General features: G+C 35.9%; 13 protein-coding genes. All 13 read right to left on the reverse strand.

The features are described 5' to 3' along the window. Positions 1-473 (reverse strand): type IV pilus biogenesis protein PilM (pilM, locus tag RMR19_RS21795; RefSeq protein ID WP_310605621.1); only part of this gene is annotated, 473 nt, incomplete at its 3' end. A gap of 38 nt (positions 474-511) precedes the next feature. Further along, positions 512-1,264, reverse strand: a complete 753-nt coding sequence (locus RMR19_RS21800; RefSeq protein WP_310605622.1) for a prepilin peptidase — start codon at positions 1,262-1,264, stop codon at positions 512-514. Between the two features lie 38 nt (positions 1,265-1,302). Continuing rightward, positions 1,303-1,770 (reverse strand): type II secretion system protein, encoded by a 468-nt coding sequence (locus tag RMR19_RS21805; protein ID WP_310605623.1) that lies wholly within the window; start codon positions 1,768-1,770, stop codon positions 1,303-1,305. A gap of 122 nt (positions 1,771-1,892) precedes the next feature. Continuing rightward, a complete protein-coding gene (locus RMR19_RS21810; protein WP_310605624.1) occupies positions 1,893-3,107 on the reverse strand; it encodes a type II secretion system F family protein in 1,215 nt (404 codons plus the stop codon). Continuing rightward, positions 3,107-4,159, reverse strand: coding sequence for a type IV pilus twitching motility protein PilT (locus RMR19_RS21815; protein ID WP_310605625.1), 1,053 nt, complete (start codon positions 4,157-4,159; stop codon positions 3,107-3,109). The genes RMR19_RS21810 and RMR19_RS21815 overlap by 1 nt, the downstream gene beginning before the upstream one ends. A gap of 110 nt (positions 4,160-4,269) precedes the next feature. Beyond that, positions 4,270-5,970: a GspE/PulE family protein gene (locus RMR19_RS21820; RefSeq protein WP_310605626.1), complete on the reverse strand. Its 1,701-nt coding sequence runs from the start codon at positions 5,968-5,970 to the stop codon at positions 4,270-4,272. Between the two features lie 338 nt (positions 5,971-6,308). Next, on the reverse strand, positions 6,309-8,345 hold the full coding sequence (recG, locus tag RMR19_RS21825) for an ATP-dependent DNA helicase RecG (RefSeq protein ID WP_310605627.1): 2,037 nt from the start codon (positions 8,343-8,345) through the stop codon (positions 6,309-6,311). A gap of 53 nt (positions 8,346-8,398) precedes the next feature. Continuing rightward, a complete protein-coding gene (locus RMR19_RS21830) occupies positions 8,399-9,268 on the reverse strand; it encodes a zinc-ribbon domain-containing protein (protein WP_310605628.1) in 870 nt (289 codons plus the stop codon). A 176-nt stretch (positions 9,269-9,444) separates the two neighbouring features. Then, positions 9,445-11,103, reverse strand: coding sequence for a DAK2 domain-containing protein (locus RMR19_RS21835; RefSeq protein WP_310605629.1), 1,659 nt, complete (start codon positions 11,101-11,103; stop codon positions 9,445-9,447). Positions 11,104-11,141: 38 nt separating this feature from the next. Further along, positions 11,142-11,498: an Asp23/Gls24 family envelope stress response protein gene (locus RMR19_RS21840; RefSeq protein ID WP_310605630.1), complete on the reverse strand. Its 357-nt coding sequence runs from the start codon at positions 11,496-11,498 to the stop codon at positions 11,142-11,144. 510 nt (positions 11,499-12,008) lie between these two features. Then, complete coding sequence (gene rpmB, locus RMR19_RS21845; protein WP_310605631.1) at positions 12,009-12,194, reverse strand: 50S ribosomal protein L28; 186 nt, start codon at positions 12,192-12,194, stop codon at positions 12,009-12,011. Between the two features lie 164 nt (positions 12,195-12,358). Further along, a complete protein-coding gene (locus RMR19_RS21850; RefSeq protein WP_310605632.1) occupies positions 12,359-13,486 on the reverse strand; it encodes a hypothetical protein in 1,128 nt (375 codons plus the stop codon). 83 nt (positions 13,487-13,569) lie between these two features. Beyond that, the coding region (locus RMR19_RS21855) for a WG repeat-containing protein (protein ID WP_310605633.1) at positions 13,570-14,547 on the reverse strand (978 nt) is incomplete at its 5' end.

Consider the following 14,547-nt stretch of genomic DNA (forward strand, 5'->3'; position numbering starts at 1 on the left):
GCAAAGCCCATCATCTCAGCCACATTATAATAATTCTTAATCAAATTATTCGGTGCTGCCAACACTAATAAACGCATATGACGGTCTTCTGACGTTGTCTTCTTCTCTAACAGATTATACGTTACGGTATAATCCTCCAAATTCATCGGAAAATATTCTGTAAGATTCGCTTGTATCACATCGTGAATACGATTTTCTTTTACGCAAGGAATCGTTACTTCCCTACTTGTAATCTTTGTTGATGCTACTGTGAATACTACATTTGTAGAACGTATTCCTGCATTCGCAAGCTCTACTTTCAAACTTTCTACAAAGCGTTCCTTATCTCTTATATATCCATCTGCTACGGTATTCTCTGGTGTTGCAAATGTTATGCACCGATATACTTTTGGTGACTTACTATGGTAATCTATCTCACATACTTTCGTCAGTGTGATACCAATCTCAATACTTAATACTCTCTTTCCCGCCATACATATTCCTCTCCTATCCACGAACGGATTTTTGTATTTTACCTTATCAAATAATTCATATACCGCCCAATCAGTTCTTCCCCGTAAAGAGCTGAGAACAGAATCCCTATTGCCAAATATGGACCAAATGCTAATTGATGTCCAACCTTTGATACTTTCATGCGTATCGTATGAATGATTGCTCCTAATAAACACGCAACCCACAGTGCCAAGATGCTTGGTAACACTCCGAGGAATGCTCCTGCTCCAATCATCAGCTTAATATCTCCATCTCCAATTCCTCTTTTCTTCGTCAACAGATATAAAGCAAACAAAAAGCCACTTACACAGACCATTCCAAGCAAATGCTCACTTACATTCTTATAATCGAACGCAATTGCCATGATTCCTATAGCAAGTACACTTATATTAATTCCAAATGGAATTGTATACGTTCTAAAATCAATAACACTAAGCACTAGCAATGCTGAACATAATAGACACAAAAGGATACCCTCTGGAGTAATGCCCATTCTATGTATAATTATCAGATAGCACACGCCGTTAAGCGTCTCCACCAATGGATATTGTATCGCAATTTTAATTCCGCATCCTCTGCATCGTCCCCGTTGAAACAGATAGCTAAATACAGGAATTAATTCATACCACCGCAATATATGTCCACATGTCATGCAATGCGAATGTGCTTTTACTAAATCTTCTTTCTTTGGAATTCGATAGATACATACATTGAGAAAACTCCCAATGACAATTCCATATAAAAATACTACTATGTAATAAAATAATTGCATTAAGAGCCTCCCATTTTTTTGTATGTAAGGGTGTTGAATTATTTTGCTTCTACACTAATCTTGCCGATTTCTTTAGTGGAACTTACATCAATGGAAATAACAAATTTTGTACATCCTGGTTCTTGTGGTAGTTTCATTCCATCTATTAGCACATCTTCAAATTCTTTCTTAAACGTTGCTGCATCCTTACTATATGTAGCCTCTACTACATGACTAGAATTCTCTGCTATTGTTATTGTATACTTTATTCCTCCCGCTGCTACTTCCGAGTACGCCTTCTCATTACTTAATGCCGTTGTTGCAGCAGTCTTATAAAGTGCCATATTCGCATCATCTACAGAATCTTTTGATTGCCTAATATACTTCATTACATTTGGTGCAATTACAATTGCCAAGATTGCCATAATCGCAATAACTACGATTAATTCCACTAGCGAAAACCCTTTGTTCTTTCCCTCCTTTTTCTTCATTTCCTGTTTGCCTACCTCTACGATTTCTGCCTTCATGTTCCTCTCTCCTTCTTTGTTTTTTCTATTGCAACTATTTGTTTATGCAATATAGACAATATTGCTATATACTCATCTATACCACATACCCAACTAGGTGTTGCTAAATTAATGCATATAACTTATAGGTTGTCCATTCCCTTATACATCGTTACCATTGGTAACATAATCGATATTACTAAGAAACCGACGATAACTGCTAAAACTACAATAATTAAAGGTTCTAATACTGCAGTTAAAGATTCTGTAGCCATCTCAACTTCCTCTTCAAAGTAATCCGCTACGCAATCAAGCATATCTTCTAAGTTTCCTGTTTCCTCACCTATATGAATCATCTGATAAATCATAGGCGGAAATATTTCACTTTCCTTTAACGGTAACGATAATGGAATTCCCCTTGCCACTTCTTCTCTTGCTTCCATTAATACTTGTTTTATAATAACGTTGTCCATCGTCCTTGCCGCAATTTCAATTGCATCAATTAAAGAGATTCCTGATTGTAACAACGTACTAAGTGTCCTTGCAAGTCTTGCACATGCATTCTTCTTTTTTAGCTTTCCAAACAACGGCATCTTGAGTGCTATATCCGCTAAGATTTTCTCTCCATTTGGCAATGTTGCAAATCCTCGAAAGCCTGCGATAATTCCTGCGATTATGAGCACAACAACATACCATTTATGTTGCATAAAATCGCTCATCGCAATAACCATTCGTGTTGGTAATGGCATCGTAACATTCATCTGCGAAAACATCGTAAGAAACTTCGGAATTACATAAGACAACATAATAATAACAACCACTACTGCTACACAAGCTACTACAATTGGATAAATCATTGCCTTTTTCATCAATGCTTTCATCTTTGCTTCTTTTTCAAAATGTATTGCTATCCTTTCTAAAGAACTCTCTAAACTTCCCGACGATTCTCCTGCCTCTATCATATTAATTAATATTGGCGGAAATATCTTATCATGTCTTCTCATGGCATCTGCCAAGGTTTCTCCACGTTCAACATCATCTCTTACTACAGCGATTGCTTTCTTCATTACTTTCTTTTCTGTTTGTTCCTCTAACATATGCAAAGAGCTTGTAATGGATACTCCTGCTGCCAATATACTGCAAAACTGTCGGCAAAATGCACTCAAATCTCTTGGCTTAATTGGATTCCCAATATTAATATTGATATCCCTTGTTAATACATTTTGCGGAATAATGGATATCGGTATAAACCCTGATGCACGAAGCGATGCATTCACTTTATCTTCATTCGTTGCCTCCATTGCACCTTTTCGTTCTTTCCCTTTGCTATCAATTGCTAAATACGAAAAACTAGCCATTAATACAACCTCCTCTCCAATGCCGTTCTATCTTGAGCAAATAGTAATGCGTCCTCCATACTGATTTCTCGTCTTGTACACAAATCAAAAAGGTGATCATCCATTGTTTGCATTCCCATCTTCTTATTTGTTTGTATTGTAGAAGTAATCTGATACGTCTTTGCCTCTCGAATTAGATTCTTTACAGCACTTGTTGCATGCATAACCTCGAATGCCGCAATTCTACCCTTTCCACTTTCTTTTGGAATAAGCTGTTGCGAGATAACACATTCAAGTACCGTTGCCAACTGAATTCGAATCTGCTGTTGCTGATGTGGCGGAAACACATCAATAATACGGTCAATCGTACTTGCCGCTCCAATTGTATGTAATGTCGAGAACACCAAATGCCCTGTTTCTGCTGCCGTTATAGCAATTGCAATCGTATCCAAATCTCTCATTTCACCAACAAGAATAACATCAGGATCTTCTCGTAATGCAGCACGTAATGCATTCGCATAACTATTTGTATCAAGACCAATCTCTCTTTGATTCACAATGGACTTCTTATGAGAATGCAGATACTCAATGGGATCTTCTAATGTAATAATATGTTGACTATAATTACTGTTAATCAAATCAATGATTGACGCTAGCGATGTTGATTTTCCACTTCCCGTTGGCCCTGTAACAAGAACTAACCCTCTCTTTTTCTGCGCTAGATTCCTAACGGATTCTGGAAGCCCTAGTACTTCTGGCTCAGGAATTTTCGTTCCTACGAGACGAAGTACTGCTGCATAAGAGCCTCGTTGTTTAAATACATTTACACGGTATCTTCCAAGATGAGGTATTGCGTAGGAGAAATCCACTTCTCCATTCTCCATCAATGTATTTTCTAACCTTGGAGTCAATATCGGTTTTATGAGTGCCTCCGTATCTGCAGGAAGCAATTTTGCTAATTCCATATCTAACAATCTTCCATTTACACGACATTTTGGTGAGATACCAACTGCAATATGTAAATCAGATGCACCTTTCTCTTTCGCTCTTAATAGCAAATCATCCATTGTCATATAAAGCAAACCCCTTTCGTTACTCTTTGGTATCTTGTATTACGATATTTACTTTCCATTAATAGCTTTGTTTCGTTCGTAGCTCTGTTTCGTTCCTATCTTGATTCCATTTACACCTTCGCTACAATCTTCATTAATTCTGTTACCGACGTAATTCCCTCTAATACATGTTTTACCCCTGCTCTATGTAATGTAACTAGCCCTTCTTCCTCAGCCGTTCTTTTAATTGCCTCAACACTTGCCTTTTTGCTAATGCTTTCCTTAACTGCTGCTGTAATTGGCATAATCTCATACACACCAATTCTTCCAATATATCCTGTATCATTGCACATATGACAACCACATGGTTCATAGATGCGAATCTCTTTATTCTCAATGCCAAGAACTTGCATCTCTACTGCATCTGCAATCTTTTCCCTCTTACAATGCGAACAGAGTCTTCTTACCAATCGTTGTGCGATTACTCCGACTACCGAATCTGCAATCAAATATGGTTCTATTCCCATGTCTACAAGTCGAATAATACTTCCTGCCGCATCATTCGTATGCAATGTGCTAACTACAAGATGGCCTGTAATCGATGCCTTAACTGCTATCTCTGTCGTCTCGCTATCTCTCATCTCACCAATCATAATAATATCTGGATCTTGTCTTAGTATTGACCTAAGTGCTGATGCAAATGTTAGCTCTGCTTTTGGATTTACCTGCACTTGATTGACACCATCTATATTTGCCTCTACAGGATCTTCTACTGTGATTATGTTAACGTCTTCTTTATTCAGTTCACTTAACGCGGTGTAGAGTGTTGTTGATTTTCCACTTCCTGTAGGCCCTGTTACTAATATAATTCCATACGGATTTGATAGAATTCGGTTAAACTTGTCCATCTCTTCATTTGAGAAACCAAGTTCTAACTTACTCTTTGTTAATGCATGTTTTGCTGTGATTCTCATAACAACTTTCTCACCATATACTGTTGGCAAAACAGATACGCGAATATCATATTCCTGTTTATCAATTATACTTGTAATTCTGCCATCTTGTGGTTTTCTTTTTTCAGAGATATCCATATCACCGATTACTTTAATTCTTGCAACTAATGCAGAAAGCAAAGAGCAATCATACTTCATCACCTCTGCTAACACACCATCAATACGATACCGCACTCGAATACTTTCTCGAAACGGCTCAATATGGATATCACTTGCACGTTGCCTGACTGCTTGTTCGATTATCTTTTTCACAAGCAAAACAATTGGCGAATTCTTAACATCATCTCTATCCTCTTCCTTAACCTCAAGATTTTGATAGAGATTCTCTCTTTCCTTGCTATACCGTTCTGCAACCGCCATAGCTTCTGCGTTCCCATAATACTTCTCAATTGTTGCTGCGATTTCTGTTTCTGTTGCTACTACTGCTTCAATCTGGTAATTCGTAACAATTGCCAAATCGTCAATTGCAACAATATCAAGTGGGTCTGCCATTGCTACTCGTAGCACATTCGGATCATTTTCCTTAAACTCATATGGTATCATCATATATTTGTGCAAGATGTTTTCATTTGCTAATCGAATAACAGATTCCTCTATACGAATTTTGCTAAGATTTATAACATCAAGTCCCAATTGCGTATGTAATGCTTCCACGATATCTTGCTCTGATATCATATTCATGTCCACTAATGTTTCCCCAAGTTTTTTGTGTGTCTCCTTTTGCTTTGCTAACGCCCCAATTAGCTGCTCTTGTGTAATACAGTTCGATGCGATTAACAAATCCCCAAGTCGTTTTCTTTTCTTACTGTAAAATTCCATAGCACTTACCTTTCTCTAATTGTATATTTTTCCCTCTCTTATAAGTGTATTCAACACGAACACAAAGTATTCCTCGTTTAAATGTTTTGCCATTATTTTTTTAATATATCTTCTTATTTCCACTTGTATTATGTTCCTTTACAAGTTATTGGATGATTTTTCAATTAATACATATAATATAGGTATTTTACTTGAATGTCAATACCTTATTATGTAAATTAATATATTTTTTCTTTTTAATTAATTATTTTTAAACCTTTATTTAGCTAACAAATTATATTTGCGCAAAAAAACACCCCTTTCTCGGTCTTTTTCAAACCGTCAAAAGAGGTGTTTTCCTATAATGTCGTACCTATATATCCTTCTAATTGATTTTTTAATCTCTCATTCTTGTCACAAAGTTTTTGAATCTCTGTAATTGACATTTTTTTCGCTGTTTCATTGGCAGATTTTAACACACTTGCGTCATTATAGATATCCGCTAGTTTGAATTCCATCTCTCCACTTTGACGAATGCCAAACAAGTCTCCTGGCCCTCTAAGTTTCAAATCCTCACCTGCAATATAAAATCCATCATTCGAAGTATTCAATATCTCTAGTCGTTTCTTTGTCTCCTTACTTCTTGAACCACTAACCAAGATACAATACGACTGGTACTCCCCACGACCAACTCGTCCTCTAAGTTGGTGCAATTGCGCTAAACCAAATCGCTCTGCATTCTCTATCATCATAATTGTTGAATTCGGAACATTTACACCAACCTCAATAACAGTAGTCGATACTAGAACTTGAATCTCATTTCTTGCAAACTGCTCCATTACTTCATTCTTTTCTTTCGGTTTCATCTTACCATGAAGATACTCTGTACGGATATATGGTGGCAGTGCTTCACGAACCTTTTGCGTATATTCTATAACATTCTCCGCCTCCATCATATCGCTTTCTTCTACCATTGGGCAGATAATATAGGCTTGTCTACCCTCGCCTATCTGATTTTCAATAAATCGATATGCTGTAGATCGGTAATCTGTATTAACAACACAGTTTTTAATCGGAAGTCGATTTGCTGGAAGTTCATCAACTACCGATATATCTAAGTCACCATATAGGATAATTGCAAGTGTTCTTGGTATCGGAGTTGCACTCATAACTAACACATGAGGATTCTCGCTCTTTGTCGATAGTATTTCACGTTGTTTTACACCGAAGCGATGCTGTTCATCTGTTATAACCAAACCAAGGTCTGCATATTCTACCTTTTCTTGAATGAGTGCATGTGTTCCAATTATTACTGCAACTTCCTTGTTTTTAATCTTCTCATATGCCAAACGTTTCTCTTTCGCAGTCATAGAACCCGTTAACAAAATACATGAAATATCGAACGGTTCATACAATTCACTTAACGATTCAAAATGTTGCTTTGCCAATACTTCTGTTGGCACCATTAGCGTTCCTTGATAGCCATTCTCTGCATTCATTGCAAGTGCCAATGCTGCTAGTATTGTTTTTCCCGAACCTACATCACCTTGCACTAGACGGTTCATAACAACACCGTCACACATATCCTTGCTAATTTCGTTCCACGCTCTTTTCTGTGCATTCGTTAGCGCATATGGCAAGCTTTCAGTTATTAAATCACTTATCTTTCCTTTGTCATACGGTGTCTTTTGTATCTTCTTGCTCTTCTCTTCCTTCATGTAGGTAAGTGCTAACGTGAACAAGAAAAACTCATTAAATACAATTCTTCTGCGCGCACGCAACATATCTTCTTTATTCTTCGGAAAATGTATCTGTTTTACCGCAAATCGATAATCTACCAAATCATTTTCTTTACGGATATCGCTTGGGAGGAAATCACCTGTTAAGTCTATTTCTTCTAATATCGTCTTTGCTGTTTTACTTAATAGATTATTCGTCACTCCATTTGTTAATGGATAAATTGGTTGTAACACATCTTTTTTGTTATAATACTCTTCCTTGGTAAGTATCCTCGGCTGTTCAATTACTAAGACACCGTTTTTTCTTGAAGCTTTCCCTCTGAATATATAATAGCTACCTGCTTTAAGTGTATTCTTAATATACGGCATATTAAACCATGTTAAACCGATGCTTCCTGTTGCATCCTTCACGCGACATGATGCAATTGTCAGATTGCGAACCTTCTTTGTCTCGATATTCATATACATATAACCAACAAATATCGCCATCTCACCTTCTTCAATCTCATTTATATCCATAAGTTTTCCATATATATCATACGCTCTTGGATAGTATTCTACCATGTCTTGAACGGTATAGATTCCTAGTTTATTCAGGCTTTTCTCTGTCTTTTCACCAATTCCCTTTACTATGTTAATTGAGTCTGTTAACTGCATGGTGACCCCCTATCTATCTTGTTTAGCTCTCTTATTATCATTATTTCCAAACACTATCGCGAGCTTTTCTTCGCAGAATAACCATACGCTCCTGTTCTTGATGTACCATCCGTATAAACAATTGTAACCTCACTTATAGCAATCTTTGCACAATTACTATTATATCCAATAATATCTTTATAGACTACTGATTCACTAATTCCTATCGGACCAGTAATTTCTACATATACAGAACTTGTATTTTTTATGCTGTCTTTTATTTTATCGCCAACTGCATTATATAAGTCAACATAAAATCTAATATATTTTATTTCGTTCCAATTATTATTCTGTGCTTCGAAATAGAGTTCAATTCCCCCTACTGAATTTAAAGTAAACCCAAAATTATTTCCGATAGTTTTTACTATATCAACATGATGGTCAGAACAATACTTACTTCCGTCCTTTGTTCTTTTTCCACATCCTGCTTCAGCGCAAGTATGTTCATAACAATACTTACCACCACTTCTTACATTCTTGCATCCTGCAGCTACACATTTGTGTTCTTCTTCATGTGTAGTACAATAGTCTTTATCCACCGATTTTGAAGATGTACATTCTTCTTCATTGCATGTATGATCTTCACAATAATCACTACCATCTATTTTGAATTTTCCACAACTACTACCCATATCACATTTTCTTGCAATCTCTAAAATCTCAGTTATTATAAAAAGTATTATCAAAATACTCATTATTGCCACAATACCATATTTGATTTTTTTACCACCAGAACGCGAAGCAACAAAAACTTCTTCTGATTTCTTATTCAAATCCGATGATACAGTCCGTTCTCCTTTTTGAGAAATCACCACTTCTGCACCACACTTCAAACAGAAAACACTATCATCCGGAATTTCATTACCACATTTTCTACAGTACATATACCCATCCTCTTATCCCTTACGTATTTTCTTTTATTATACTTTATCAAACCACAAAATTCCACAAATTTCACATTCGAAAATGAATTCCTTGTCCTCATATCAAAAAGAGCTACTGCAGAATAAATATAATTATTCCACAATAGCCCTCTTCGCACTGCTCATAACCTTCGCGGTTACTCTACAGACAATACGTAATAGTATATTGGTTGTCCGCCGCTGTGTACTTCTACGTCCACATCTGGGTACAATGCCATAATATCTTCTGCTACTTTATTCGCATCTTCTTCATTTACTTCTTCACCATAGTATATACTAATCAATTCCGAATCATCATCTACTAACTCCTTAATTAAATCAAGTGTAGTAGTGTTGATTGAATTACCTACTGCAAGAATCGCTGAATCACCGATTCCCATGATATCTCCTTGGTGAATCTCTTTTCCGTCAATTGTTGTATCACGTACTGCATAAGTTACTTGGCCTGATTTTACTCTTGCCATCTCTTCTATCATACGTTCTGTATTTTCTTCTGGTAAACTATCATATACAAAATTAATTACTGCTGTAATCCCCTGTGGAATTGTCTTCGTTGGTATTACGATGATTTCCTTATCCTCTGTTAACTGTTTTGCTTGTTCTGCTGCAAGAATAATATTCTTGTTGTTAGGTAGGATAAAGATTGTCTTAGCATTTACATTTTCAATTGCATTCAACATATCTTCTGTACTAGGATTCATTGTTTGACCACCTTCAATTAGATAATCTACTCCTAATCCTTTGAAGATTTCATTCACGCCTTCACCAATTGAGACAGCGATAAATCCAACTTCTTTCATTGGTTCATCTTTCTTCTCTACATCTGCTGCTTGTACTTTCTCAGCTTCTTTCATTAATCTTTCATTATGCTCTTCACGCATATTATCTATTTTCATACTAGTTAAAGAACCATATGTTAACGCTCTCTGAATTGCCAAACCAGGATCGTTCGTATGCACGTGTACTTTAACAATATCGTCATCCGATACGACTACGATAGAATCTCCGATTGATTCCAAATATCCTTTGAAATCTTTCTCTGTATTTAACGTATATTCTTTTTCTAACATTATAATAAATTCTGTACAGTAACCGAATTTAATATCTACTGGCTCTGAAGGAGATGTACTAACGCTCTTCGCTACTGATGGAGAAGCTTCAATTGTAATATCCACTTCTTTACCAAGCATGGCATCATAAACACCTTTTAACACTTCTAATAAACCTTGACCACCAGAGTCAACTACCCCTGCTTCTTTTAATACAGGCAACATATCTGGTGTTTGTGCTAATACGAATTCCATATGCTTTACTACTTCATCAGCAAAATAAATCAAGTCATCTGTTTTGCCTACTAATTCCGTTGCTTTTTCCGCTCCGCCTCGTGCTACAGTTAAGATTGTACCTTCTTTCGGCTTCATAACCGCTTTATATGCCGTTTCAACAGCTCTTTCAAAGGCTGCTGCTAATATGTCAACCGTAATCACTTCATGCTCTTGAATTTCCTTTGTAAATCCACGGAATAACTGTGAAAGAATAACTCCTGAATTTCCTCTTGCTCCACGTAGAGAACCGCTCGAAATCGCTTTTGCTAGTACTGGGATTGTAGGATTCTCAATTGCACTTACTTCCCTTGCTGCTGCCATTATTGTTAATGACATATTCGTACCAGTATCACCATCTGGAACAGGAAATACGTTCAACTCATTAATATATTCTTTCTTCGCTTCAATGCGCTTTGCTCCTGCAAGAAATAATTTCTGAAGAGTAAGTGCATCTAATGTATTCATTACCACTTGTTTGTTCCTCCTTAAATTAACAATAACCCAATGTCCTAGTCGAGTACACGCACGCCTTCGACAAATACATTAATCTTCTCAACTTGCATGCCAGTAAATTCTTCTACATTATATCTAACGTTACTGATTAAATTATCTGTAACAGCCGAAATACTTACACCATATGCTACAATAATATGCATATCAATTGTTAGATTATTGTCTTCTATAACGACATTAACTCCACGACTAAGGCTTTCTTTTTTAAGTAAACGAACTAAACCGTCTTTGACATTCACAGAAGCCATACCAACGATACCGAAGCATTCAACAGCAGCCGATCCAGCATACTTCGCAATTACTTCGTCATCGATCATGATTTCACCCATCTGAGTATTCATATGTCCTTTCATAGTTAACCCTCCAATTCTAATTCTATGGATAAAGCAATTACGTTATTTCGTACACATAATACGATTCACATATATTAATACTATAATTACCGTTCTTTTATGAATCCATAACTTCTTACTCGATATATTATACCCTTTTTTTATAAAAAAGGAAACTACTAAATAAAAAAACAATCCTATCTACCAAGCACATTCTGCACATAATGTACATAAGATAGAATATAATTAATAAATTAAACGAAACCGTTTTCTCAAAAGTGAGTGATTAATCATGAAGCGTATGTTAGGTTTTATTCTCTTTTGGATTGCCATTGGTATGACTCTTATGCTATTCATAACCAACGGTCTCCTTGCTATTGGTATTATTGTTTTATGCCTTATCCTTGGTTATAATCTTTTTTGTAATTAATGTTTTTTGTAATTTATGTTTTTTTTCACCATATAAAAAGAACTGTCTTAGACTATTTTCATAGCACTTAAGACAGCCTTCTTATCACTTATAATGAAAAATTAAGCACGTTCAACTAAACCTGATTTTAAGCAAGAAGTACAAACATACATCTTCTTAGCCGCACCATTAACTTTAACTTTAACAGATTTCACGTTAGTTTTCCACATTTTGTTACTTCTTCTATGTGAATGACTCACACTGTTTCCAAAATGAGCACCTTTTTCGCAAATAGCACACTTAGCCACGCTGAGCACCTCCTTAAGGTAATTTACTTCAACTGATTTTTCAATTATCTTGTTACACGACTTACAAACATAAAATATAGTACCATAAATCAAGGAATATTGCAAGTGTTATTTCTCAAATGTATAAAATTCGTGTTTATTCCGAGTAATCTGTCATCTACCATTTACTTGCGTGGTGGCAGTACAAATTTAGGATTTACACTCCGTATGACTGCTTCTGCTGACGCAGAAGTTTGTCTCGTAATATAGCTTGTCTCTGCTGAACTTTTTTGTTTCTTATATGCACGATTCGCCTTATCTTCATAAGTGCTTGAATAATCCATAAGATTATCAAAAAAACTATAAAGTGACTCTACTATCTCCTCGCCATCAGGTACTATCTTTATCCCCTTTTCAGCGTCCCAAGCAACAGATATGTCTTTCAATATAAAATATCCAATGTACTCTCCATACTCTTCTTTAAATCCAGGTATATCTCCAAGTGTTGGAGTTAGAGTGTCTGCAAATATTAAAGCAACCTTACCAAGTATATCCCAAAGATTTGATGCTTGAACCGTTAAGCCTAAATTATCAAGCGAACTCAAAAAACTTGCATACCGAAAGTACGTATTCAACCACTTAGAGTATAGGTCACTTACCTTCATAGAACGATGATAGTTATAGTTATCACTAATCGTATATATGCTTCCAGTTTTAGATGCTGAAATTCCCTTTTTTGTTCCGTACAAAACATCAAGACTACTTTCGAGTCCATTTTTACCAAACCATTCATTTGATGCCCAAATTATACTAGCATTATCAAAGTCAAGTGCTCCGTCTTTTAGCCCCTCTGCTATTATTTCTTTTACCAGTTCTCCTTTTGATACAATGATCTTTATGCCTAACGCTCCCGCAATCTCTACCGCTTTTTGACCAAAAATCAAATCTGGTATTATTGTTCCATTCAATTTTTTATACGTTTGTAACGGTTCCTTGCAGGTACCCATTATATATAATCTTTGAAGGTCAATATAAACACTCTTGCTGTTCACAAGATTCCCTTTCTGATCAAAATATAGTACAGTATAATCGTCTGCTTTTGGTGTGATTTGGTTGCTGATCTTATATACCGTATAGCTTTTATTTTTATAAGAAATCACTGCTTTTTTTGTCAAATATTTTGACATTGCTTCTTCTTGTGAAAGTGTCTTTTTTGTAGTTTTGTTCGCAGCATATACATTCCCATATTGTACCGATACTATGCTAATCAATATCACCAAGGAAATTACTGCACGTAAAATTCTCTTTTTCATAATACACCTCCAAATATCATTTGTATCGTTTTCACTATATTCTTTTTACTACATTCTTTTACTTTATTCTTTTACTTATTCTTTTACTTTATTATCTTTACACCCTTACTCTTCGCAGAACCTTTTTTACCACCTTTGATTGTTGCAGTAACCTTTACCGTGATTGTCTTGCCTGCTTGAGCACTTGTCACTTTGAATGTCGCCTTTGTAGCCTTTTTTATTGCAACACTATCTGCATACCATTGATAGCTGATGTTAGTACAACTTGGAGTCAATTTTGCAGTCAGAATTTTTCCTACTTTTGCTGTTCCTTTGATCGTAACACTTATGGTTTGCGATTTTGTTTCTGCCAACGGGCTTAATTTGATTAATCCATATTTTCCATTCCGCTCGACTTTATACATTTTTTCAGCGAAAAAATCAATCCTATCATAGTTAAGTGTAGGCACTAATACCTCTTTACCAGTCTTGTCAATCGCACCATATCTGTATTTGTCAGAATCTTTCGTCCCACTCTTTCCAGTGTAAGCCGTAACGATAGCAATCCCATTATTTAAATCGCTAATCTTTTCGTATTTTCCCGATTTTACTACCTGTTTGCCAGTTGTATCTATTATATATCGACCATTGACCCTCAATAAACCATTTGAAAATGTACTCAAGTCAAGACCTTTTCCTTTAATAATTTCTTTCCCGTTCTTGTCAAAAGCAAAACTCCAATTATTCCCGTCCCAGCCATATGCAATTATAAAGCCGTCCGCAAAAGGAAATACACTTGTATAACGAGTTGAAATAATCTCCTTGCCTGTTTTGTCAACCATACCATAACGTCCATTCAAAACTTTTGCATAACCATTCTGGAACTCACCAATTTCTCTATATTTGCATGGCACAATTGTTTTTCCTGTTTTGTCAATATAACCGTATACCGTTCCATTCGTTGTCCCTGAACTGTAAGTCAATGCGATTCCATTAACAAATGGACCAAAAATAACCCTACCAATAATACGATCTTTAATCGAAGCAGTTACCTTTCCTGTTTTATCAATGATTTTATATTC

Source organism: Anaerosporobacter sp. (assembly GCF_031551385.1).
In the GTDB taxonomy this organism is placed as follows: Bacteria; Bacillota; Clostridia; order Lachnospirales; family Lachnospiraceae; genus Anaerosporobacter.

Coding starts and splice junctions, on each gene's coding strand:
- RMR19_RS21840 (WP_310605630.1), bottom strand. CDS start 11,498: ATGAAAGGACATATGAATACTCAGATGGGTGAAATCATGATCGATGAC.
- RMR19_RS21805 (WP_310605623.1), bottom strand. CDS start 1,770: ATGAAGGCAGAAATCGTAGAGGTAGGCAAACAGGAAATGAAGAAAAAG.
- RMR19_RS21820 (WP_310605626.1), bottom strand. CDS start 5,970: ATGGAATTTTACAGTAAGAAAAGAAAACGACTTGGGGATTTGTTAATC.
- recG (WP_310605627.1), bottom strand. CDS start 8,345: ATGCAGTTAACAGACTCAATTAACATAGTAAAGGGAATTGGTGAAAAG.
- RMR19_RS21800 (WP_310605622.1), bottom strand. CDS start 1,264: ATGCAATTATTTTATTACATAGTAGTATTTTTATATGGAATTGTCATT.
- RMR19_RS21850 (WP_310605632.1), bottom strand. CDS start 13,486: ATGAAAAAGAGAATTTTACGTGCAGTAATTTCCTTGGTGATATTGATT.
- RMR19_RS21810 (WP_310605624.1), bottom strand. CDS start 3,107: ATGGCTAGTTTTTCGTATTTAGCAATTGATAGCAAAGGGAAAGAACGA.
- RMR19_RS21830 (WP_310605628.1), bottom strand. CDS start 9,268: ATGTACTGTAGAAAATGTGGTAATGAAATTCCGGATGATAGTGTTTTC.
- RMR19_RS21815 (WP_310605625.1), bottom strand. CDS start 4,159: ATGACAATGGATGATTTGCTATTAAGAGCGAAAGAGAAAGGTGCATCT.